The organism is Syntrophaceae bacterium (assembly GCA_013177795.1).
In the GTDB taxonomy this organism is placed as follows: Bacteria; Desulfobacterota; Syntrophia; order Syntrophales; family UBA2192; genus UBA2192.
The window spans coordinates 773,296-793,848 of record JABLXY010000001.1 but is presented as its reverse complement, the minus strand read 5'-3'; the positions used below and the strand labels follow the sequence as shown (position 1 = coordinate 793,848).

The 20,553-nt window shown below is 67.8% G+C and carries 22 protein-coding genes; 8 read left to right on the top strand and 14 right to left on the bottom strand.

From position 1 onward, the window contains the following. The 3 genes from HPY67_03665 to HPY67_03655 all read left to right on the top strand — a co-directional run bounded on the left by HPY67_03665 (position 1) and on the right by HPY67_03655 (position 4,067). Entirely contained in the window at positions 1 to 1,041 is a 1,041-nt protein-coding gene (locus tag HPY67_03665; GenBank protein NPV03811.1) for a prolipoprotein diacylglyceryl transferase, read from the top strand. A 39-nt stretch (positions 1,042 to 1,080) separates the two neighbouring features. Beyond that, complete coding sequence (locus tag HPY67_03660; protein NPV03810.1) at positions 1,081 to 2,577, top strand: hypothetical protein; 1,497 nt, start codon at positions 1,081 to 1,083, stop codon at positions 2,575 to 2,577. A gap of 185 nt (positions 2,578 to 2,762) precedes the next feature. Then, entirely contained in the window at positions 2,763 to 4,067 is a 1,305-nt protein-coding gene (locus HPY67_03655) for a PhoH family protein (protein NPV03809.1), read from the top strand. A gap of 96 nt (positions 4,068 to 4,163) precedes the next feature. Here the strand turns inward: HPY67_03655 and HPY67_03650 are convergent, their stop codons facing one another. The 13 genes from HPY67_03650 to phnC all read right to left on the bottom strand — a co-directional run bounded on the left by HPY67_03650 (position 4,164) and on the right by phnC (position 15,110). Beyond that, a complete protein-coding gene (locus HPY67_03650) occupies positions 4,164 to 5,237 on the bottom strand; it encodes a patatin-like phospholipase family protein (protein ID NPV03808.1) in 1,074 nt (357 codons plus the stop codon). A 39-nt stretch (positions 5,238 to 5,276) separates the two neighbouring features. After that, positions 5,277 to 6,251 carry a sugar phosphate isomerase/epimerase gene (locus HPY67_03645; GenBank protein ID NPV03807.1) on the bottom strand — a complete coding sequence of 325 codons (975 nt, stop codon included), beginning with the start codon at positions 6,249 to 6,251 and terminating at the stop codon, positions 5,277 to 5,279. Beyond that, complete coding sequence (gene phnM, locus HPY67_03640; GenBank protein NPV03806.1) at positions 6,239 to 7,402, bottom strand: phosphonate metabolism protein PhnM; 1,164 nt, start codon at positions 7,400 to 7,402, stop codon at positions 6,239 to 6,241. The genes HPY67_03645 and phnM overlap by 13 nt, the downstream gene beginning before the upstream one ends. After that, on the bottom strand, positions 7,395 to 8,093 hold the full coding sequence (gene phnL / locus HPY67_03635) for a phosphonate C-P lyase system protein PhnL (GenBank protein NPV03805.1): 699 nt from the start codon (positions 8,091 to 8,093) through the stop codon (positions 7,395 to 7,397). The genes phnM and phnL overlap by 8 nt, the downstream gene beginning before the upstream one ends. A gap of 53 nt (positions 8,094 to 8,146) precedes the next feature. Beyond that, on the bottom strand, positions 8,147 to 8,986 hold the full coding sequence (locus HPY67_03630; protein NPV03804.1) for an ATP-binding cassette domain-containing protein: 840 nt from the start codon (positions 8,984 to 8,986) through the stop codon (positions 8,147 to 8,149). Further along, the gene (locus tag HPY67_03625; GenBank protein ID NPV03803.1) at positions 8,983 to 9,864 is read right to left on the bottom strand and encodes an alpha-D-ribose 1-methylphosphonate 5-phosphate C-P-lyase PhnJ; all 882 of its coding nucleotides are present in this window, start codon (positions 9,862 to 9,864) and stop codon (positions 8,983 to 8,985) included. Before HPY67_03625 ends, HPY67_03630 begins: the two co-directional genes overlap by 4 nt. Next, positions 9,827 to 10,936 (bottom strand): carbon-phosphorus lyase complex subunit PhnI, encoded by a 1,110-nt coding sequence (locus HPY67_03620; protein NPV03802.1) that lies wholly within the window; start codon positions 10,934 to 10,936, stop codon positions 9,827 to 9,829. Before HPY67_03620 ends, HPY67_03625 begins: the two co-directional genes overlap by 38 nt. 1 nt (position 10,937) lies before the next feature. Next, positions 10,938 to 11,528 (bottom strand): phosphonate C-P lyase system protein PhnH, encoded by a 591-nt coding sequence (gene phnH / locus HPY67_03615; GenBank protein NPV03801.1) that lies wholly within the window; start codon positions 11,526 to 11,528, stop codon positions 10,938 to 10,940. 1 nt (position 11,529) lies between these two features. Further along, a complete protein-coding gene (locus tag HPY67_03610) occupies positions 11,530 to 11,970 on the bottom strand; it encodes a hypothetical protein (GenBank protein NPV03800.1) in 441 nt (146 codons plus the stop codon). Continuing rightward, positions 11,967 to 12,434, bottom strand: coding sequence for a GNAT family N-acetyltransferase (locus HPY67_03605; protein NPV03799.1), 468 nt, complete (start codon positions 12,432 to 12,434; stop codon positions 11,967 to 11,969). The genes HPY67_03610 and HPY67_03605 overlap by 4 nt, the downstream gene beginning before the upstream one ends. 2 nt (positions 12,435 to 12,436) lie before the next feature. Next, on the bottom strand, positions 12,437 to 13,294 hold the full coding sequence (gene phnE, locus HPY67_03600) for a phosphonate ABC transporter, permease protein PhnE (GenBank protein ID NPV03798.1): 858 nt from the start codon (positions 13,292 to 13,294) through the stop codon (positions 12,437 to 12,439). A 76-nt stretch (positions 13,295 to 13,370) separates the two neighbouring features. Beyond that, positions 13,371 to 14,249: a phosphonate ABC transporter substrate-binding protein gene (gene phnD / locus HPY67_03595; GenBank protein ID NPV03797.1), complete on the bottom strand. Its 879-nt coding sequence runs from the start codon at positions 14,247 to 14,249 to the stop codon at positions 13,371 to 13,373. A gap of 42 nt (positions 14,250 to 14,291) precedes the next feature. Next, complete coding sequence (phnC, locus tag HPY67_03590) at positions 14,292 to 15,110, bottom strand: phosphonate ABC transporter ATP-binding protein (GenBank protein NPV03796.1); 819 nt, start codon at positions 15,108 to 15,110, stop codon at positions 14,292 to 14,294. A 214-nt stretch (positions 15,111 to 15,324) separates the two neighbouring features. On the opposite strand from phnC, the gene HPY67_03585 reads away from it, so the two are divergent. Further along, the gene (locus HPY67_03585) at positions 15,325 to 15,903 is read left to right on the top strand and encodes a hypothetical protein (protein ID NPV03795.1); all 579 of its coding nucleotides are present in this window, start codon (positions 15,325 to 15,327) and stop codon (positions 15,901 to 15,903) included. A 145-nt stretch (positions 15,904 to 16,048) separates the two neighbouring features. On the opposite strand, the gene HPY67_03580 is transcribed toward HPY67_03585, so the two are convergent. Further along, positions 16,049 to 16,768, bottom strand: coding sequence for a response regulator transcription factor (locus HPY67_03580; GenBank protein NPV03794.1), 720 nt, complete (start codon positions 16,766 to 16,768; stop codon positions 16,049 to 16,051). Positions 16,769 to 17,038: 270 nt separating this feature from the next. Here HPY67_03580 and HPY67_03575 point away from each other — a divergent pair, with 270 nt between their 5' ends. From HPY67_03575 to HPY67_03560, 4 genes are all read left to right on the top strand, one after another. Continuing rightward, positions 17,039 to 17,857 carry a phosphate ABC transporter substrate-binding protein gene (locus HPY67_03575; GenBank protein NPV03793.1) on the top strand — a complete coding sequence of 273 codons (819 nt, stop codon included), beginning with the start codon at positions 17,039 to 17,041 and terminating at the stop codon, positions 17,855 to 17,857. Between the two features lie 124 nt (positions 17,858 to 17,981). Then, positions 17,982 to 18,869 carry a phosphate ABC transporter permease subunit PstC gene (gene pstC / locus HPY67_03570; protein ID NPV03792.1) on the top strand — a complete coding sequence of 296 codons (888 nt, stop codon included), beginning with the start codon at positions 17,982 to 17,984 and terminating at the stop codon, positions 18,867 to 18,869. Positions 18,870 to 18,889: 20 nt separating this feature from the next. Then, entirely contained in the window at positions 18,890 to 19,771 is an 882-nt protein-coding gene (gene pstA / locus HPY67_03565) for a phosphate ABC transporter permease PstA (protein NPV03791.1), read from the top strand. Positions 19,772 to 19,773: 2 nt separating this feature from the next. Then, complete coding sequence (locus HPY67_03560; GenBank protein NPV03790.1) at positions 19,774 to 20,535, top strand: phosphate ABC transporter ATP-binding protein; 762 nt, start codon at positions 19,774 to 19,776, stop codon at positions 20,533 to 20,535. Positions 20,536 to 20,553 lie beyond the last annotated feature (18 nt).

The window sequence follows — 20,553 nt, the reverse complement described above, 5'->3', positions numbered from 1 at the left end:
ATGACCGAGACGATCTTCATCGCATCGCTGGCCGTGATCCTCGCGGTGCTCTTCCGGTGGGCCTTCCGGGCGCTGCCGGGGGAGAGCTGGCAGATCCTGGCCGCCGTGCCGCTCCGCAAGCAGGCCGGCGGCAACTGGTCCGGCCTCAACCTCACCTGGTACGGGTTCTTCAGCGCCTGCGCCTACGTGCTGGCCGCCGCCGTCTACCTCGTCCTGACGGCGGCCGTCGGGGTCCCCCGCACGGCGGCCCTCGCGCTGCTGGCCGCCACGCTGCTGCTCTGCGCCCCCGCGTCGAAGCTCCTGGCGCGGCTCATCGAGGGCAAGAGCTTCACGTTCACCGTCGGCGGGGCCTCCTTCGTGGGCATCCTGGCGGCCCCGTTCCTGGTCCGCGGGGCCGAGGCCGTCACGGGGTGGCCCATGCCCGTCTTCCCCGTCATCGCCGCCGTCGCCGTCGCCTACGCCTTCGGCGAGGGGGTCGGGCGGCTCGCCTGCGTGAGCTTCGGCTGCTGCTACGGCCGGCCGCTTGCGGACTTCGGGCCCGCCGTGCGGGACCGTCTCGGGCGCTGGTGCTTCACCTTCACGGGCAAGACGAAGAAGATCGCCTACGAGAGCGGCCTCGACGGGCAGAGGGTCGTCCCCGTGCAGGCCCTCTCGGCCGTCATCAACTGCGCGGCGGGGCTCGCGGGCGCCGTGCTGTTCCTGGCGTCGCGCTTCGAGGCGGCCTTCCTGGTCACCGTCGCCGCGACCCAGGTCTGGCGTTTCGTCTCCGAGTTCCTCCGGGCCGATTTCCGGGGGCACGGCAGAATATCGGCCTACCAGAAGATGAACGTCGCGGCCGTCGCGTACGCCGGCGCGATCGCGGCGCTGGTGCCCGCCGGGACGGCCCCGGCGGTCGATCTCGGCCCCGCCCTCGGGATCCTGTGGGACCCCTGCATGATCCTCTTCCTGCAGGGCCTGTGGCTGGTCTTCTTTCTCTACACCGGCCGCAGCCGGGTCACGGGGTCGACGCTGGACTTCTTCGTGCACCGCGACCGGGTCTAGCCGCGTCGGCGGGGTTCGCACGGACAGGGGAAAAAGGGAATGGAGACAAGCAGCACGTCCTGGATGAAACGGCTCTCCGATCACTACGACCGCATGCGCCGCCGCCACCCCGGGGACGAGCTCATGATCCTCTTCGACATCGACGGCACGATCCTCGATTCCCGGCACATGATCCACTACGCCCTGCAGTCCTACGACCGTGCGCACGGCACGGAGTGGTTCCGCGAGCTGGCCGTCGAGGACATCCGGGTCAACGAAAGCCAGGTGGACCGGCTCCTCGAGTCGATGGGCATCAGCGGGACGCTGCGGGACGAGGTCCTGGCCTGGTACGCCGGGCGCTGCTGGTCGCCCGAGGGGATCCTGCGCTCCCACCGGCCCTTCGCGGGCGTCATGGAGGTCATCCGGTGGTTCCAGATCCAGCCCCGGACCCACGTCGGCCTCAACACGGGCCGCCCCGAGTCGATCCGCCGCGAGACGCTCCTGTCGCTCAACAACATCGGCCGGGAGTACAAGGTGCACTTCCGCAGCGAGCACCTCTGCATGAACCGCCGCGCCTGGGGCGAGGGGGTCGTCGAGGAGAAGCTCGAGGGCATCCGCCGCTTCCGCAAGGACGGCTACCGCGTGATCGCCTTCGTGGACAACGAGCCCGAGAACCTGCAGGCCGTCGCCGGGGCGGACCCGGGCGGCGAGATCCTCCTGCTGCACGCCCACACGATCTTCCGGTCCCGGCGGGCGCAGCTGCCGGCGCGGTCGGTGGCGGGGCGGGACTACGACATCACGGAGCTCGTGCCCGAGCGGGCCCTGCCGCGCCACGTGCAGTTCGTCTGGCACGGCGTCAACGACGCGGCGAACCTGCGGCAGTTCCTCGCCTCGAACATCGAGTGGGCCGAGTGCGACGTCCGGTTCGACCCGGACGGCCGAAGGGTCGTCCTGCGCAACGATTCCTTCGACGACGTACCCCTCGAACCCGGCGAGCCCCTGATGGACCTCGAGGACATCCTCGAGCGCGTCCGGGCGGGCGGCAAGTCGATCAAGCTCGACCTCAAGGAGAACGGCGCGCTTCTCGACCGCGTCCTGGCGGTCCTGAAGGCCCAGGGCCTGCCGGACCGGCGCCTGTGGTTCAACGGCATGGTCGAGGTGCTTCGCGAGGCGGGGTTCCGCAGGCTCGCGGAGGCCTTCCCGGGGGCCGTCATCCAGTGCCCCATCGACTTTCTCGTGCCTCTCGTCCTCGGGGCGCCGCCCAAGGCCCTGGCCGTTCTCGACGTGCTGCAGGGATGGGGGGTCAACCGATTCTCGATCAACTGGAAGGCGCCCGACAAGCAGGAAATCCTTGACAAGCTGGAGCGCTGGGGATATGAGTTGAACATATACAACGTGCCGGATCTCGAGGCCTTTCTCAAGGCCGTGCTCCTGCTGCCCCGCTCGGTCACCTCGGATTTCAACTTCCCGAAGTGGCACTACTACGGCAGGGGCCCCGGGCTCGGGCACAGGCATTTCGAGTATTCCATCATCCGAGCGCCGCAGGGACCGGCGTGACAGACAGGAGGATATCCTGCAATCGGATCAACCCCAAGAACCCTCCCAACCGGCCCGCTTGCGGCCGACACCCGTTCCACCCGAAAGGACAACTATTGCCGCGACCCGGCCGGGCCGCACCCCCTCCGCTGCGCCCCTGCGGCCGAGGGCGCCCGGCCGCCGCTGCGACGGAGGAGTCTGAGCCCATGATCAAGACGTACATCCTGGATACCAACGTGCTGCTGCACAACCCCGGGGCCCTGTTCGCCTTCGAGGACAACCAGATCGTCATCCCCATGGCCGTCATCGAGGAGATCGACAACCAGAAGCGGCGCCAGGACGAGATCGGCCGCAACGCCCGCGTCGTGTCGCAGGAGCTCGACAAGCTCCGCGAGTCGGGCTGCCTGTCCACGGGCGTGCCCCTGCCCTCGGGGGGGCGGCTGCGCATCGAGCTCAACCACCAGGACGCCGTGGCGGACTTCCCCGCCGGGTTCGACCCCCACAAGACGGACAACCGCATCCTCGCCGTGGCCTGCACCCTGAACCGCCAGCTGCCCGGGCGGGTCTTCCTCGTCTCGAAGGACCTCAATCTCCGGGTCAAGGCCGACGTCATGGGCGTGCCCGCCCAGGACTTCTACAGCGACAAGGTCAACTACCACGAGCTCTACACGGGCGCCGGCGTCGTGGACGTGACGGCGGAGGAGATGGACGCCTTCTTCCGGGAGGGGCGCCTCGCGATGAACGGCCGATGCCCCGGCAGGCCCCACGAGTTCTTCGTGCTGAAGAACCACGCCTCGTCCTCTCAGTCCGCGCTGGCCCGGTACTTCCGGGGCGAGCTGCGGTCGCTCGTCCACGGGGAGAGCACCAACCAGGGCATCAAGGCCCGCAACAAGGAGCAGCGCTTCGCCCTGGAGCTGCTGCTCAACGACCAGGTCCGCGTCGTGACCCTCGTGGGCCGCGCCGGGACGGGCAAGACGCTGCTGGCCATCGCCGTCGGCCTCGAGAAGGTCATGGAGCAGAAGAGCTACTCGCGGCTGCTTATCACCCGGCCCGTCATCCCGCTGGGCAACGACCTGGGGTTCCTCCCGGGCTCCAAGGAGGAGAAGCTCAGGCCCTGGATGCAGCCCATCTACGACAACCTGGAGTTCATCTTCAGCGCGAACCCCGAGCCGCACCGGATCATCGAGCACCTCATGGACCGCGGCATCCTCGAGATGGAGGCGCTCGCCTACATCCGGGGCCGCAGCATCCCCAGGCAGTTCATCATCTGCGACGAGGCGCAGAACCTCACGCCGCACATGATCAAGACGCTCATCACCCGCGTGGGCGAGGGCACGAAGATCGTCTTCACGGGCGACCCCGAGCAGATCGACCACCCCTACCTCGACGCGAGCAGCAACGGCCTGAGCTATCTCGTCGAGCACCTCAAGGACGAGGAGATCGCCGGCCACGTCACGCTGTTCAAGGGGGAGAGATCGCAAGTCGCCGAAATGGGAGCAAGGCTGCTGTAAAATCAGGGACGTTGTTTCCTAATTGGAATAACTCGACGCAGAGCGTTGACGATGGAAGTGATTCCAATTGGGAAACAACGTCCCTTTTCTTGTCGGTCACGTCGTCCGGGCAAGGGGCCTGTCAGAGCCGCGCTGGAGGAACTCCTTCCGCAGGTCGACGCTCGAGCGCCTCCCGATGTGCCCGTAGTTCTCCTCGAGCCAGCGCGCCGCCGTCTCGCGGCCCCGGTCGCGCAGGTCCGTGAGGAACGACCAGTCGCTGACGAACTTGGTCGCCACGCCGAGGTCCTTGAGCGCCTCGTCGGCGCGGATGGAGTGCACCAGCACGTGCTTGAGCTCGCCCCGCCGCTCCTCGCGCAGCCACTGCTCCTCCAGCAGCTTGACGACGAAGGCGATCGCGCGCAGCTCCTTGAGCAGCGAGGCGTTGAAGGTGATCTCGTTGAGGCGGTTCTCGATCTCCGCGGCCGTCTTCGGGATCGTCTCCCGCCGCAGGGGGTTGATGTGCACGATCACGATGTCGCGGGACTTCGTGTAGTAGAAGAGGGGGAAGAGCGAGGGGTTGCCCATGTAGCCCCCGTCCCAGTAGTGCTCGCCGTCGATCTCCACGGCCTGGAAGAGGAAGGGCAGGCACGACGAGGCGATGACGACCTCGGGGGTGATCTCCTCGTTGCGGAACACGCGGACCTGGCCCGTGCGGACGTTCGTCGCGCTGATGAACAAATCGACGCAGTCGCAGCGGACGAGCTCCTCGAAGTCGATGCAGTTGCGCAGCATCTCCCGGATGGGGTTGAAGTCCAGGGGGTTGAACTGGTAGGGCGACAGGACCCTCGTCCAGGTCTCGAAGATGCGGAAGCCCAGCGCGGAGAGCGCCGCCGAGACGCCGGGCCAGAATCTCTCCAGGGGCCAGCGGCGGACCGGGCTGAAGAACAGGCCCGCCTTGCTCACCTCCCACCACAGGTCGTGCAGGGCCTTCCGGGCCCCCTCGGGGCCCCCGCGCATCGCGCCCCAGCCGTAGGCCACGGCGTTCAGGGACCCCGCGCTCGTCGCCGAGATCCCCTCGATCGCGATCCGGCCGTCCTCGAGGAGCCGGTCCAGCACGCCCCAGGCAAAGGCCCCGTGGGCCCCTCCGCCCTGGAGGGCCAGGTTCACCGTCTTGGTCGCTTCGTGTCCCATGCTCGCCGCCTCCCACGGTAAGGGAAAGCGGCCGGGCTGTCAATCGCAAAGAGCGGGCGCGCGCGGCGTGCCGCGGGAGGCATCGGCGCCGGGCCGGGTGAGGCCCTCGACGATCCGCCGGATGGCCTCGACCGACTCCCCCGTCGCGTGGAAGTACCGGTCGCGCAGCTCCGTGATCAGCATCCCACGGTAGTCGCCGATGAAGGCGCCCAGGATCTGCGCGACGGGGACCTCCCCCCGGCCCACGGGCATGTGGGCATCCCCGCGCCCGAAGGGGACGAGGTGGGTCTGCTGCTTTTCGGTGTGGCGGATCGCCAGCCCGAAGTTGTCGTGGACGTGGGCGTGCGCGACGAGGGGCGCCAGGTCGCGGGCCGCCGCGACGGGGTCGAAGCCGTGGAACCGGGCGGCCATGTAGAGGTGCCCCGTGTCGAGGTTGACCCGCACGTTGGGCCGGGAGATCCGCAGCACCATCTCGCGCAGCGCCCCGGGGAACTCCCCGTAGCAGTAGGGGGAATGGTGGAGGTACGGGCGGGCGTTCTCGATGCAGATGCAGACGCCGGGGAATTCGTCCGCCATGTCCCGGATGGCGCAGGCCTCGCGGTCGAGGAGGATTTCCCGGTCCCTCTCCGAGAGGGGCGCGCGGGCGGGGTCGGCGAAGGCCTCCTCCGCCGTGAAGCGGCCCGCGTGGTAGACGACGACGCCCGAGCCGATCTCCGAGGCGAACTCCAGGCTCGCCCGGAACACCCGGCCGTGCAGGGCGCCGTGGTCCCGGTCCATGAGGTTCAGGGGGTTGGGCGCGTGCACGCTGCAGGCGAAGCCGCGGCCGCGCAGGATGTCCCGGACTTCCGCGGTGCGGGTGCGGTCGAGCCGGCCGTGCACGATGGCGTCGAGGCCGTGGACGGGGATCTCCACGGCGCCGATCCCCAGGCCGCGGAAATAGTCGAGGTCCCGCCGGAACCGGTCCAGCTGCCCGTCGACGCGGACCTCGTCGATCTTGGCGCCTATCGCGGGCACGTGGAAAACACCTCCTGTCCGGCGACGAACGTCTTGCGGATGCGCGGCACGCCGTCGGTGCGCTCCACGAGGACGAGGTCCGCCGCCTTGCCCTCCTCCAGCGATCCCTTGTCGCGGTGGATGCCCACGGCCCGCGCCGCCCGCAGGCTGACCATGTTGACGGCCTCGTGCAGGGGCGCGAGCCCCAGCGCCTCGAGGGTGAAGACGGCGTGCAGCATCGTCATGGGGGCGTAGTCGGAGCACAGGATGTCGCCGTAGCCTGCCTCGATGGCCGCGCGGGCGCTGAGGTTGCCGCCCTGGGAGGCGCCGCGCAGGACGTTCGGGGCGCCGAGGCAGACGTGAAGGCCCGAGTCGCTCGCGGCCCGCAGGGCCTCCATGTTGACGGGGAACTCGGAGATCGCGACGGCGCGGTCCCGCAGCCAGCGGACCTTCTCCCGCGAGTCGTCGTCGTGGGAGGCCATGGGGATGCCCAGCGACCGGCAGAGCCCCGTCATGTGCTCGAGCCGCGCCGCCGCCTGCTGCTGTGCGCGGAGCTTGCGCCCGATGATCTCGTCGACCTCCGCCTTGTCCTTGCCGTAGACGCGCCGGTAGTAGGTCTCGAAGGCCGCCGCCTCGCGGAACTGCCCCTGACCGGGCGTGTGGTCCATGAGCGACAGCAGGTGGATCTTCCCGGCCCTCAGGAGCGTCTCGAGCCGGGGCACGGCCGCCTCGTCGGTGATCTCGAAGCGGGCGTGGATGCGGGTGTCGACGGTCAGGCGCGGGGCGAGCTCGGCGATGCGCTCGATGACCGCGGCGGCCTGCTCGTTGCTGCGCACGCCGATCTCGCCCTCGGCGAAGGAGACGGCGTGGAAGATGGTCGTCACGCCGCAGGCGGCGAGCTTCTTGTCGAGCTCGACGATGACGATGTCGAGGGGGAAGCGGGTGTTGGGCCGCGGCTCGAGGTCCTTCTCCAGGGCGTCGCTGTGCAGGTCGATGAAGCCGGGCATGAGCCAGGCGCCGCCGGCGTCGATCCGCCGGCACCCCGGCGCCGCGGGCGCCGGGCCGACCCGGTCGATGCGCCCCGCGCGGACGGCGAGCGCCGAGCCCTCGAGGATCCCCGCCGGGGTCACGACGCGGGCGTTTTCGATCACGCAGTCGCACATCTCACGCATGGCCGGGCACCCCGTTGTCGAGGCTGAACATTCGGTCTGCCAGGGCCTCCAGGGAGGCCAGGTCGTGGAAGGCCCCGACCAGGCAGGACCCCTTTTCCTTGAGCTCGCGGAAGAGCGCCAGCACCGTCTGCCGGGCGGCCCGGTCGAGCGAGGCCGTCGGCTCGTCGAGCAGTAGCAGGCGGGGCTCCCAGATCACGGCCCGGGCGATGTTGATCCGCTGCTGCTCGCCGCCGCTGAAGGTGGCGGGGTAGGCGTCGTGCAGCCGGGCGGGGATGGCGAGGCGCTCCAGCAGCGCCGCGGCGCGGCTGCGGGCCTCGGCCGGGTCCGTGCCCCGCCTGAGCAACGGCTCGGCGACGACGTCCACGGCGGCCACCCGCGGGATGACCCGGAGGAACTGGGAGACGTAGCCCATCTCGCGCCTGCGCACCCCGAGGATCGTCTGCTCGTCGCTGGCGGCGAGGTTGATCCGCCCGCCGCCCCCCGCCGAGTCGAACCAGATCTCGCCTGCCGTGGGCAGGTAGGTCCCGTAGATGCACTTGAGCACGGAGCTCTTGCCCGAGCCGCTGCGGCCCGCCAGGCCGAGAAACTCGCCCGGCGCCGCGCGGAAGGACACGCCGCCGAAGCCCTCGATGACCTTGCCGCCAAGGATGTGGACCGTGAACGTCTTGGAGAGGTTGTTGACTTCCAGCATGGCCGGGATTCCCTTTCCCCTTCGCCTTTCGCCCTCTGCCCTTTGCCGTCTCCCTACAGCTGCGAGCTGACCAGCAGCTGCGTGTAGGGGTGCTGCGGGTCCTCGAAGATCTGGTCCGTCAGCCCCGATTCCACGACCCGCCCGTGGCGCATGACGAGCGTGCGCTCGCACAGCACGCGGATGACGCCGAGGTCGTGGGAGACGACGATCATCGCGATGCCCAGGTCGCGCTGGAGGCTGCGGATGAGGTCGAGCACGCGGGCCTGGACCGAGAGGTCGAGCCCCGTCGTCACCTCGTCGAGCAGCAGCACCTGCGGGTTGTTCGAGAGCGCCTTGGCGATCTGCACGCGCTGCTGCATGCCGCCGCTGAAGTTCGCCGGCGGCTCGTCCATCCGCTCGACGGGGATCTCCGTGCGCCCGAGCAGGTCGGCGGCGCGCCGGCGGATCGCGGCGACATTGCGCCAGCCCGCGGCCAGGAGCTTCTCGGCGACGTTGCCGCCGGCGCTCACCTGCATCCGCAGGCCCAGGGCGGGGTTCTGGTAGACGATCCCCATGTGCCGGCTGCGGACTTGGCGCCGGCGGAACGGGCTCTGCCGCAGGAGGTTCTGCGGCTCGCCCCCGTCCCCGCCGTTGTGCAGGAAGACGGCCCCCGCCGTGGCCTCGTATTCGAAGTGGATGAGCCGCACGAGCGTGCTCTTGCCGGAGCCGCTTTCGCCCACCACGCCCAGCACCTCGCCGGGGTAGACCTCGAGGGAGATGCCGCCGCAGGCCGTCACGGAGCCGCAGCGCCCGCAGCGGTTGCCCTCGCCGGCGGGGACGCCGCCGGGCAGGCAGTGCCCGCACCCCTCGCCGAAGATCTTCGTGAGCCCGCGCACCTCCAGGAGCGGCTTCATCGTCGGCACCTCTTGTCGCAGTACCCCGTGTCCGAGCAGAACCAGAGCCGCCGGCCCGACACGTCGTCGATGATCTCGTCGAGGTAGGTGTCCGTCGCGCCGCAGCGCTCACAGGCCCTCCCCTGGAAGTCCTCCACCCGGAACCGGTAGTCCTCGAACTCGAGCGGCACGACGCTCGTGTACGGCGGGATGGCGTAGATGCGCTTCTCGCGGCCCGCCCCGAAGAGATACAGCGTCTCGGCCATGTGCAGCTTGGGGATGTCCCACCGGGGGATGGGGCTCGGGTCCATGATGTAGCGGCCGTTGACCGTCACGGGGTAGCGGTAGCCGATGGTGATCTCGTTGAACTGCACGATGTCCTCGTAGAGGAAGAGCCACATGCGGCTGTAGTCGGCCTCGGCGTGCATCCGCCGCGTGACCGCCTCCGAGGGCTCCACCTCCCGCAGGGCCTCGGGGTAGGGGACCTGCAGCACGAGGATCTGCCTCTCCGTCATGGGCTCCTCGGGGATGCGGTGGCGCGTCTGGATGAGGGTCGCCTCGCGCGTGTCCGTCGTGATCTGCACGCCCGTCACCACGTTGACGAAGCGCTTGATGTTGACGGCGTTCACGCTGGCGTCGCAGCCCTGGTCGATGACCTTGAGGATGTCCTCGGGCAGGACGATGGAGAGCGTGATCTGGATGCCGCCCGTCCCCCAGCCGCGGGCCACGGGCAGTTCCCGCGAGCCGAAGGGCACCTGGTAGCCCGGGATGGCCACGGCCTTCAGGATCTTGCGGCGGATCTCCCGCTTCGACACCTCGTCGAGGAAGGCGTAGTTGTAGTCGAGCCGGCCGGCGCCGCCGTCATGTCTTTTTCTGTTGATCCACTCGCTGAGCGTCATAGATCTCCTTCGCCCTCCGCAGGCGGTCGAGGTCCGACTGGAAGTCGACGTAGTGGGGGAGCTTCCAGTGGTTGCAGAACCCCATCGACTCGATCCCGTCGACGTGGGACAGGACGAACTCGCCGTCCTCCGAGGGGGACGCGCCCTGCGCCGACTGGATGGAGCGGTCCAGGATGGCCATGGCGATGGCCTTCACCTCGTTGTGCCCGAAGCACAGCCCGTAGCCGACGGTGAAGCGCGGCCCGTCGGTGATGTCGGTGAACTTGGCGAGGATCTCCGCCTCGGTGACCTTGACCTCGCCCGCCGTGTAGCTCTCCCCGGTCAGGGGGTGCCGGACGGTCAGCGGCAGGTACCCCACGCGCAGCTCGCCGATGGTGGGGTGGATGTTGCCGTAGCCGCGCATGTTGGAGTAGGCCAGCAGCAGCAGCCCCCCCGTCTCGCCGCGGGCCAGCGTCTGCAGGGCCGCGCTCCGCGGCGCGGGGAACTGCAGCGAGTCCTTCGTCACGTCGAAGGGCGCGTCGGCCGCCGGCGGCCGCGGGGCCTCGGCGATCAGGTTCTCCCGGCGCAGGATGTCGATGACCCGCGGGAAGGTGTCGGGCAGGGGCTCGGCGGAGGCCGCGCCGCGCAGCAGCTCGCCGACGAGCCGCATCTTGCGGATCCGGGAGCCCTCGGCGACGTCGAAGTTGAGCAGGCGCAGGGTGTAGTCGTTCGTCGAGCCGAGGACCTGGCCCCCCGGGACGTCCTTGAAGGCGGCCGAGATGCGGCGGACGACGCGCATCCGGTCCGACGGCTGCGGGACCGAGTAGCCCAGCCGGGGCCGTGTCGTCCGGTAGGCGCGCAGCAGGAAGGCCGCCTCCAGGGTGTCGCCCGCGGCCTGCCGGACGGCCAGGGCCGCCAGCTCCGGTGCGTAGAGGGACCCTTCGCCCATCACGCGGTCGACGAGCAGGAAGAGCTGCTCCCGGATCTGGTCGACCCCCAGGGGGGCCGACGACCCCTTCAGGCGCTCGAACTGGAACGCCTTGCAGGCGTTTTCGATGGCATCGATGCCGCCTTTGACGGCCACGTATCCCATGTCAGCCCTCCAAAAGGCGGATGCGGGTCGAGCGGGGGATGCACAGGATCCGCCCCGCGTCGTCGATGAAGACGGCGTCCACCCCCAGGGGGAACTCCGCGTTGGCCTCGCGCAGCCGGCCCAGCTCGCCGGGCGCGAGCCCCCGGATCTCGCCCAGCCGGATCTCCTTCCGGATGCCGGGCCCGCTGAGGGTCACGCGGGGCCCGTTCCCCTCGGCGAGGAGCAGCGACTGCACCCGGTAGACCACGGTGGCCGACGCGTCGGGGTACTGGAGCGTCCCCCGCCTGGCCCGGAGGATTTCCCCCCCGCTGTCGCCCCCGGCGACGATGAGGAAGTCCGCCTCGCGGGGGGGCGCGACGCGGCTCCGCGTCCGCTCCGCGATGAGCGGCCCCAGGCCCTGCGGCCCTTCGTCCCCGATGACGGCGAAGCTGACCTCGTGATCGAGCAGGCTCTCGAGCAGCGTGAGCATCGGCCCCCAGCGGCCGTCAACCGCCGCGGGCGGGAGCGCGAAGACCCGCCCCGGCCGGCTCATGGCCTGCAGGAGCCGGCGGAACGCGCGCTGGGCGATCATCTCTGTGCCGGCTGTCCGCATGTCAGGTCCTCTTCATGGTCTCGAAGTCCACGCGGGTCGCGGCGATCAGGGAAGCCGCACGCTTCCTGCGGGCCTCGAGCTTCCGGCTCTCCGCGGCCAGGAGGCGGTTGACGCGCGCCAGCAGGGCCCGGTTCGGCGAGGCGCCGATCGCCTCCACCGCCGCCCGGGCGATCGCGCGGTCGGCATCATCGCCGAGCACCATCCCCCAGCCCCGGCATCCCCCGTAGTCGACCTCGGCCTCCGTGACGAGGACCTCGCCCAGGTGGAACGGGAACTCGAAGGAGTCCAGGGCCGACATCATCACGAGCCCCGTCAGGGGGCCCCGCACGACGCGGACGGCCTCCTCGGCCACGAGGCCGAGCAGTCTCCGCACGGCCTGTTCGGGCAGGTGCATGATGCAGTCCGCGAGGGTGACGTCCGCGGCGGGGGTCTGCGGTTTCATGGCTCGATCTCCACCCCGAAGCTGTAGCCGTGCGTCTCGAACCCGAGGGACCGGTAGAACCGGTGGGCGTCGCCGCGGTTGCGGTTGCTCGAGAGCACCATCTTGTAGCACTGCTTCTTGCGGCACAGGCCCATGGCGAAGCGCATCATGGCCGCCCCGATCCCCCGGCCGCGCCAGCCCTCGCGGACGACGACGTCCTCGACGATGCCCGAGGGGGACCCGAGGTGGCCGAGGTTGTCCATGACGAGCAGGGCGAAGGCGCCCAGGACCTGCCCGTCGAGCAGGGCGATGTAGAGGCGGTAGTCGGGGTAGCGCCGCATCTTCTCGAAGAGGCGCCGCGCCTCGGCGTCGTCGAGCACGCGCCCGTCGTCCATGCCGAGCTGCCCGAAGAGGGGCATGATCGCCGGCAGGTCCTCGGCCCGGGCCTCCCGGATCTCCAGGTCCTGGATGAGCCGCCCGTCCATGGTCATGTGTACCTCTTGCGGATCACGGCGCTCAGGCGGTCGACGAGCGCCACGGTGACGACGATGACGATGAGGATGGTCGTCACGTCCTGGTTTTCGTAGCTGCGGAGCTTGTCGTAGAGGTAGACGCCGATGCCGCCGGCGCCGGTGAACCCGAGGATCGTCGCCGAGCGCACGTCGGACTCGAAGCGGTAGAGGGTCATGGAGACGAAGAAGGGCGTGATCTGGGGGATGACGCCGTAGCGGATGACCTTGACCGCCCCGGCGCCCGTGGCCATGAGGGCCGTCACCGGCTCGGGCTGCACGTTTTCGATGCCCTCGGAGAAGAGCTTGATGAGCACCCCCGAGGTGTGGACGCCGAGAGCGAGGATGCCCGGCATGGGGCCGAGCCCCACGGCGGAGACGAAGATCAGCGCCCAGACGAGCTCGTTGATCGAGCGCGAGAGGTTCGCGAAGAACCGGATCGCCGTGTACAGCGCCTTCCGGAGCGCCCGGGAGGCGAACTGCGTGCCCGGGATCATGATCTCCAGGGTGTTGCGGGAGGCGAGGAACGCGAGCGGGAAGGCGATCACCACCGAGAGGATCAGCGCGAGGATCGCCATCTGCACCGTCTCGAGCATCGAGACGAGGTAGCGCTGCAGGCTCGGGCCCTTCAGGCTCGGCGGGAAGAACCCGCTGTCGGCCAGCTCCGGGTTGCCGGCGATGTAGACGACCATGTTGCGCCAGCCCTCGAGCAGGGCCGTGACGCTCATCTGCGTCGAGTGCCAGCTCCAGGTGACGACGATCAGCGCCGACAGCGCGATGACGAGGTTGAAGGCGCTGAAGGGGTTGGTCTTTCTCTTGATCTCGGCCAGTGACATGCGTTTCGGAGGAGGGGGGCGGGGGACCCGCGGGCGCCCCGCCCCGCTCTGGCTGCGCGGACAGAGAGGCGCGGCGTTACTTCTTCATCTTCTTCTGGACTTCCATCAGCTCCCGGATGGCGTCAAAGGTCTTGTCCGAGGCGGGGACGTAGCCCCTGATCTTGATCTGCTCGAGCCCTGCCTTGTCGTCGTAGGCGACGAAGGCGTCGGCGAGGGCCTTCCTCAGGCTGGCGGGCAGGTCCTTGCGGTAGGCCATGGGGGCCGCGGGGATGAGCTTCGACTTCCAGATGATCTCGAAGTCCTTCTCGGCATTCCACTGCTTGCCCTCGCCGCGGGCCATGTCCAGGTCGTTGGTCGAGGCGCCGTCGATCCGGCCCGTCTTCACGGCGATCATCGAGGCCTCGTGGCTGCCCGAGTAGATGACCTTCGAGAAGTACGTCTCGGGGTCGATCTTCAGCTCCTCGAGGAAGTAGACCAAGGGCACGAGAGTGCCGCTCGTGGAGTTCGGGTCCACGAAGGCCCAGGTCTTTCCCTTCAGGTCGGCGATGCTCTTGAGGCCGGAGCCCTTCTTCGTGACGATGAGGCCGTGGTAGCCCTTCGAGCCGTCCTTGGCGACCTCGATGACGAAGGCCTCGGCGTTGGCGCGCTTGGCGGCCTCGACGTAGGACTTGGGCCCGAAGTAGGCGAAGTCGATGTGCTTGAACTGCATGCCCGTGATGACGCCGGCGTAGTCCGTGGCCACCTTGACCTCGATGGGCACGCCGAGCTTCTTCTCGAGGTACTTCACGAGGTTGTCGAACCGCTCGGTGATGTTGGCCGAGGAGTCGGTCGGGATGATCCCGAAGACGAGCTTCTTGGGCCAGTCGGCCGGCGGGGCGGCGGGCGCGGGCCCGCCGGCGGCGAGCAGGGCGAAGGCCGCAAGGGCCAGGGTGGCGACGAGTCTCTTGATGCGCATGGGGTTTCCTCCTTCTTGATGGTGGGCGACCCTGCTGTCGGGTCAGGCGTTCACGACCGCCCCGGGTGCGAAGGGGCGGCAGACGAATGCTCTCTCGGGGCTCTTCTCGCTTTCGTGCGCGCCGGCCCCGTTGTAGATCTCCCGCACGGCGGCGTCGGTCAGGGCCGCCGGGGCGCCGTCGAAGACGATCCGGCCGTCGCGCATCCCGAGGATGCGCGTGCAGTAGTCCCGGGCGTAGTCGAGCTGGTGCAGGTTGGAGACGATGGTGATGCGGTATCTCTCGTTGACCGCCTTGAGGGTGTCCATGACGCGCCGGGCGCTCACGGGGTCGAGCGACGAGATCGGCTCGTCGGCCAGGATCATCTCGGGCTCCTGGGCCAGGGCCCGGGCGATGGCCACGCGCTGCATCTGCCCCCCCGAGAGCTGGTCGCAGCGCTGCAGGGCCGCGGCCTCGATGCCGACGATGCGCATGTACTCCCAGATCCGGTCGTACTGGCGCGGCGTGTAGTACTTGATCATCGCGGGCAGCAGGTACATCCGGCCGAGCATCCCGCTGGCGATGTTGTCGACGACGGTGAGGCGCTTGACGAGGTTGAAGCTCTGGAAGATGGTCCCGATCCGGGCGCGGAGCCGCTTGAGGGCGGAGTTGGAGATCCGGTGCACCGGCTCGCCCAGGACGTGGAGCTCGCCGCCGAAGATGCGCACGCCGGCGTTGAGCGACATGAGCAGGGTCGATTTCCCGGCGCCCGAGCAGCCGATGATGCTGACGAACTCGCCCTTGCGGATCTTGAGGTTGACGTCGGGCAGGACCGTCCGCCTGCCGTAGCCCAGTGCCAGGGAGCGCGCTTCGATCTGGACCATGGGAACCCCCGTTCGGCGTGCATTCGCTCTCCCGGGGCGCCCCGGAAGATGCGTGACGGGGTGAGGTATAGACCGCCCGTGTTACGGGGCGATGACGGGAGGGTTAAAGTTTGATGACACGGCAAGCGACCCGGGGTGGCCTGTTTTCGTTTGAAAAAGTCGGCGTTTCCGATTAAGGTGTGCGCATGCACGACAGGACGGCAGGGGTGAGAAAATGAAGCGCATGCTTTTCCTCAAGGTGTTCGCATCCTATCTCGTGTTGATCCTGCTGTCCCTGGCCGTTCTCGATTTTTTCCTCACCCCGCGGATCGCGGAGCTCATGACGAGGGGCATTGAGGAGGAGATGCTCTCGATGGCGAAAACCCTCGCCGTGCTGCCCGATGACAGCCTCCAGCAGAGGGTCCCGGAGATCGCGTCCGCCCTGAACGTCAGGCTGACCCTCGTGGATGCGGCGGGCCGTGTCACGGCCGACTCCGAGGCGGACGTTGCGATGATGGACAGCCACCTTGACCGTCCTGAGATCCGTCAGGCGCAGGAAACGGGAAGCGGCAAGGCCTCGCGGTTCAGCAACTCGCTTCGCCAGAATATGCTCTACGTCGCCTTGGCCAAGAAAGAAAACGGCCGGGTCACGGGCTACATACGCCTGTCCCGGTCCCTGGCCCGGGTCGATGCGTCGCTCGACCACTTCTACCGGGTTTTCTTCCTGACCCTCTACATCATCGCAATCCCCTCCCTGATTCTCGCTTTCCTGTTCACCCGGGCCATCGCGGCGAAAATCGGGGATCGGCGGTAAGATCCCGCCCGGTGCTTCTCTCCGCCCCGCCGTCCCGAGGGGCATCCTGGATGGGGTTCGGGAGTCGTCGACCGGAGCCCGCAAAATCCACCGCAGAGGGACCACCCCTCTCGCGGGAAGCGGTGAGTGATTTCAGGGCTGCCCTTCAGGAAGGCCCGTCCGGCTCCGTTTCGGCGAATTTGTATCCCACGCCCCGCACGGTATGGATGTACTCGGGCTTTTCGGGGTTCTTCTCGATGCGGGCGCGGAGCCGCCGGATCTGCACGTCCACCGTTCGGGGCTCGACGAAGGCGTCGATGCCCCAGACACGGTCGAGGATCTGGTCCCGGCTGAAGACACGGCCCGGGCTGCGGCACAGGAACGTGAGGAGCCTGAACTCCATGGGGCTCAGGTCGATGATCCGGCCGTCGATGCTCGTCTCGTAGGATCGGAAATCGATGGACAGGCCCCTGAACCGGAATCTCTCGGGCTGCCCCGGTCCCTCGCCGGCGGCGGCCGCCCGGCGAAGAACGGCCCGGATTCGGGCGATGAGTTCCTTGATGCTGAAGGGCTTGATGATGTAGTCGTCGGCGCCCGTCTCGAGCCCCAGCACCCTGTCCGACTCGTCGCCCTTCGCCGTCAGCATGATGGTCGGGATGTCCGCCGTCTCCGGGTGCTTGCGAATGCGCCGGCAGACCTCCAGACCCGGGATGCCCGGCAGCATGAGGTCCAGCAGGATGAGGGCAGGCCGGCTGCGCCGCAGCACCTCCAGGGCCTGCTCGCCGTCGTAGGCCTTCCGGGTCGCGAAGCCCTCCCGCTCGAGGTTGTAGGCCAGGAGGTCCGCGATGTCCCTTTCGTCGTCGACGATGAGGATTTCCTCGGGCATATGGATCGTCCCTCAATGACGGATGGCTGTCCGGTGACGCACGGGTCGGCAAGCGATAGATATAAAAGGGCGAGATGACGGTTTGATGACGATGGGGTTACGAATGTGTTAAACCTCGTGCCTCCCGGGATGCGGACCGATGCGGGGAGGGCCGGTCGACTGTCTCTTCATGCATTTTTAACGCAACTGTAATGAAACTGTAACAATGAGGCCTTATGGTTTGCCCGACTGCATCGAATGCAAGAAACTTTACGAAGGAGGCAACACATGATGAGAACGTTTCGAATCCTCACCGCAGGCCTGTTGTGCGCATTCCTGCTCGCGGGCACGGCCGCATGGGCGAAGGAGACCATCGTGGTGAACGGATCCACGACCGTCCTGCCCATCGGCCAGGCCACGGCGGAGGCGTACATGAAGAAGAACCCCGACGTCAACCTCTCCATCTCCGGCGGCGGTTCCGGCAACGGGATCAAGGCCCTGATCGACAAGACCACCCAGATCGCGATGTCGTCGCGCGAGATGAAGAAGGAGGAGATCGAGCTGGCCAAGTCCAAGGGCGTCAACCCCGTGATGCACAAGATCGCCATCGACGCGCTGACGCCCATCGTCCATCCCTCGAACCCCGTTTCGGACCTGACCATCGAGCAGCTCAGCCTCATCTACCAGGGCAAGATCCGGAACTGGAAGGAAGTGGGGGGCAAGGACATGCAGATCGTCGTCGTCTCCCGCGACACGAGTTCCGGCACCTACGAAAGCTGGCAGGAGAAGGTCCTGCACAAGGAGAAGGTCAGCCCCCGGGCCCAGCTGCAGGCCTCGAGCGGCGCCGTCGTGCAGGCCGTCTCGAAGAACCGCTACGCCATCGGCTACATCGGCATCGGCTACGTCAACAAGAGCGTGAAGGCCGTGAAGGTCAACGGCGTGGCCGCAAACGCCAAGACGGCCCTGGACGGCAGCTTCCCGATCGCAAGGCCCCTGTACATGTACACCGATGGGGAGCCCAAGGGCGCCGTGGCCGGTTATCTCAACTTCGTCAAGGGCAAGGAAGGCCAGCAGATCGTGAAGAAAGAGGGCTTCGTGCCCATCCAGTAGAACCGGAGGGCCGGCGGCCGTTTACACGGACATCGTTTTGCGGTATGAAAGCAGGGGAGCAGCCGCTTGACGCGATGCGGCAAGCGGCTGACCCCTGCCGTCACATTCCGGGGGCTTCGGGGCCATGACGAGATCGTTCAAAGAGCTGATCATCAAGAGGGTCTTTTTCCTCTTCGCCAGCGCGTCCATCCTGATCCTGGCGCTCATCGTGGCCTTCCTGTTCCGCGAGGGGATCCCGATCTTCGAGCATGTCCCCGTCCGCGACTTCCTGTTCGGCAGCGAGTGGTACCCCACGTTCAGCCCGCCGTCGTTCGGCATCTGGCCCCTCATCGTGGGCTCCTTCATCGTCACGTTCTTCTCGACCCTCATCGCGGTCCCCCTGGGCGTCCTGTCGGCCATCTACATCTCGGAGATCGCACCCCCGGCCGTCAAGGAAATCGCCAAGCCTGTCATCGAACTGCTGGCGGGGCTGCCCTCGGTCGTCCTGGGCTTTTTCGGCATGGTGGTGCTCGCCCCCTGGCTGCAGGACACCTTCGACCTGCCCACGGGGCTCAACATCGTCAACGCCTCGATCATGCTGGCACTGATGGCCGTCCCGACCATCTCGAGCATCTCCGAGGACGCGCTCTACTCCGTGCCCCGGGAGTTCAAGGAGGCCTCCTATGCCCTCGGCGCCACGAAATCGGAGACGATCCTGCGCGTCATCGTCCCTTCGGCCCTTTCGGGCATCTCGACGGCCGTCATCCTGGGCATGGCCCGGGCCATCGGGGAAACGATGGTCGTCCTCATGGTGGCGGGCGGCGCGGCGGCCATCCCCGAGAGCCTCTTCGACTCGGTGAGGCCGATGCCGGCCTCCATCGCCGCCGAGATGGGCGAGGCGCCGTTCCGCAGCGATCACTATCACGCCCTGTTCGCAACGGGCATCATCCTGTTCTTCCTGACCCTGGCCTTCAACCTGGTCGCGGACTACATTTCCAACAAGTTCAAGGAAGTGGGCTCCGGGACCCTGTAGGAGAGCGACGGATTCGCACGATGCAGACAGCCATCCCCCAGACCTCGGTTCGATGGAGGTATCTCAAGCAGAGCCTCTTCTTCGCCGTCGTGCGCCTGTCGGCCGCGCTCATCGCGCTCGCCCTGGGGGGGCTCATCGTCTACATCGTCCTGCACGGCTGGGAAGCGATCAGCTGGGAGTTCCTCACCGAGCCGCCGCGGGACTCCATGACGAAGGGCGGCATCATGCCGGCCATCGTCGGCACCTTCTACCTCACGCTCGGGGCCATCTCCGTGGCGCTTCCGCTGGGGATCGTGTCGGCCATCTACCTGAGCGAGTACGCCAAGCAGGGCCCTCTGGTGCGGATCATCCGCATCGGCGTGAACTGCCTGGCCGGCGTGCCCTCCATCGTCTTCGGGCTCTTCGGCCTGGGGCTCTTCGTCGTGTTCCTCCAGTTCGGCTCCTGCATCCTCTCGGGGGCCCTCACCCTGGGCTTCCTCATCCTGCCCACGATCATCGGCGCCTCCGAGGAGGCCCTCAAGGCGGTGCCCGCGACCTTCCGCGAGGCCTCGCTGGCCCTCGGGGTCTCGAAGTGGCAGACCATCTACCGCATCGTGCTGCCGAACGCCCTGCCGGGGATCCTCACGGGGTCGATCCTCGGGATCGGCCGCGCGGCGGGCGAGACGGCGCCCATCATGTTCACCGCGGCGGCCTTCTACACGGCGAAGCTGCCCACGTCGGTCTTCGACGAGGTCATGGCGCTCCCCTTCCACATCTATGTCTTGGCGACGGCGGGCACGCACATCGAGGAGACGCGGGCGATCCAGTACGGGACGGTGCTCGTCCTCGTGGCCCTCGTGCTGGGCGTGGATTTGATCGCAATCCTGATCCGCAGTTACATTCGAAAGAGGAAAAGGTGGTAGCGGTGGGAGACAAGGTCATCATCCGGACGAAAAACGTCAACTTCTACTACGGCGCGTTCAAGGCCCTGACGGACATCACCATGGACTTCCGCAGCAACGAGGTGACGGCGCTCATCGGGCCGTCGGGCTGCGGGAAGTCCACGCTGCTTCGCCTGCTCAACCGCATGAACGACCTGATCGACGGCACCCGCGTCGAAGGGCAGGTCCTCTTCGAGGGCATCGACATCTACGACCCGAAGGTCGACCCCGTGGACATCCGCCGCCGCATCGGGATGGTCTTCCAGAAGCCCAACCCCTTCCCGAAGTCGATCTTCAACAACATCACCTACGGGCCGACGCTTGCGGGCATGAAAAACAAGAGCGACCTGGAGGCGCTCGTGGAGTGGAGCCTCAAGCAGGCCGTCCTGTGGGACGAGGTGAAGGACATCCTGGGGCAGTCGGCCATGATGCTCTCCGGCGGCCAGCAGCAGCGGCTCTGCATCGCGCGGGCCCTCGCGATGAAGCCCGACGTGCTTCTCATGGACGAGCCCACCTCGGCCCTCGACCCCATCTCGACGGCGAAGATCGAGGAGCTGATCCAGGACTTGAAGAGGCAGTACACGATCATCATCGTCACCCACAACATGCAGCAGGCCGCCCGGGTGTCGGACATGACCGGCTTTTTCTACCTCGGCAAGCTAGTAGAATACGATGTGACCGAGACCATCTTCACCCGGCCTCGCGTCAAGCACACGGAGGACTACATCACGGGACGATTCGGATAGACCACGCAAGGGGGACGA

Coding starts and splice junctions, on each gene's coding strand:
- HPY67_03625 (NPV03803.1), bottom strand. CDS start 9,864: ATGACGCTCAGCGAGTGGATCAACAGAAAAAGACATGACGGCGGCGCC.
- HPY67_03580 (NPV03794.1), bottom strand. CDS start 16,768: ATGCCCGAGGAAATCCTCATCGTCGACGACGAAAGGGACATCGCGGAC.
- HPY67_03630 (NPV03804.1), bottom strand. CDS start 8,986: ATGAAGCCGCTCCTGGAGGTGCGCGGGCTCACGAAGATCTTCGGCGAG.
- HPY67_03585 (NPV03795.1), top strand. CDS start 15,325: ATGAAGCGCATGCTTTTCCTCAAGGTGTTCGCATCCTATCTCGTGTTG.
- HPY67_03660 (NPV03810.1), top strand. CDS start 1,081: ATGGAGACAAGCAGCACGTCCTGGATGAAACGGCTCTCCGATCACTAC.
- HPY67_03575 (NPV03793.1), top strand. CDS start 17,039: ATGAGAACGTTTCGAATCCTCACCGCAGGCCTGTTGTGCGCATTCCTG.
- HPY67_03665 (NPV03811.1), top strand. CDS start 1: ATGACCGAGACGATCTTCATCGCATCGCTGGCCGTGATCCTCGCGGTG.
- HPY67_03605 (NPV03799.1), bottom strand. CDS start 12,434: ATGGACGGGCGGCTCATCCAGGACCTGGAGATCCGGGAGGCCCGGGCC.
- phnM (NPV03806.1), bottom strand. CDS start 7,402: ATGCGTGAGATGTGCGACTGCGTGATCGAAAACGCCCGCGTCGTGACC.
- phnE (NPV03798.1), bottom strand. CDS start 13,294: ATGTCACTGGCCGAGATCAAGAGAAAGACCAACCCCTTCAGCGCCTTC.
- phnD (NPV03797.1), bottom strand. CDS start 14,249: ATGCGCATCAAGAGACTCGTCGCCACCCTGGCCCTTGCGGCCTTCGCC.
- HPY67_03620 (NPV03802.1), bottom strand. CDS start 10,936: ATGGGATACGTGGCCGTCAAAGGCGGCATCGATGCCATCGAAAACGCC.
- HPY67_03655 (NPV03809.1), top strand. CDS start 2,763: ATGATCAAGACGTACATCCTGGATACCAACGTGCTGCTGCACAACCCC.
- HPY67_03610 (NPV03800.1), bottom strand. CDS start 11,970: ATGAAACCGCAGACCCCCGCCGCGGACGTCACCCTCGCGGACTGCATC.
- HPY67_03650 (NPV03808.1), bottom strand. CDS start 5,237: ATGGGACACGAAGCGACCAAGACGGTGAACCTGGCCCTCCAGGGCGGA.
- phnL (NPV03805.1), bottom strand. CDS start 8,093: ATGCTGGAAGTCAACAACCTCTCCAAGACGTTCACGGTCCACATCCTT.
- phnC (NPV03796.1), bottom strand. CDS start 15,110: ATGGTCCAGATCGAAGCGCGCTCCCTGGCACTGGGCTACGGCAGGCGG.
- phnH (NPV03801.1), bottom strand. CDS start 11,528: ATGCGGACAGCCGGCACAGAGATGATCGCCCAGCGCGCGTTCCGCCGG.
- pstA (NPV03791.1), top strand. CDS start 18,890: ATGCAGACAGCCATCCCCCAGACCTCGGTTCGATGGAGGTATCTCAAG.
- pstC (NPV03792.1), top strand. CDS start 17,982: ATGACGAGATCGTTCAAAGAGCTGATCATCAAGAGGGTCTTTTTCCTC.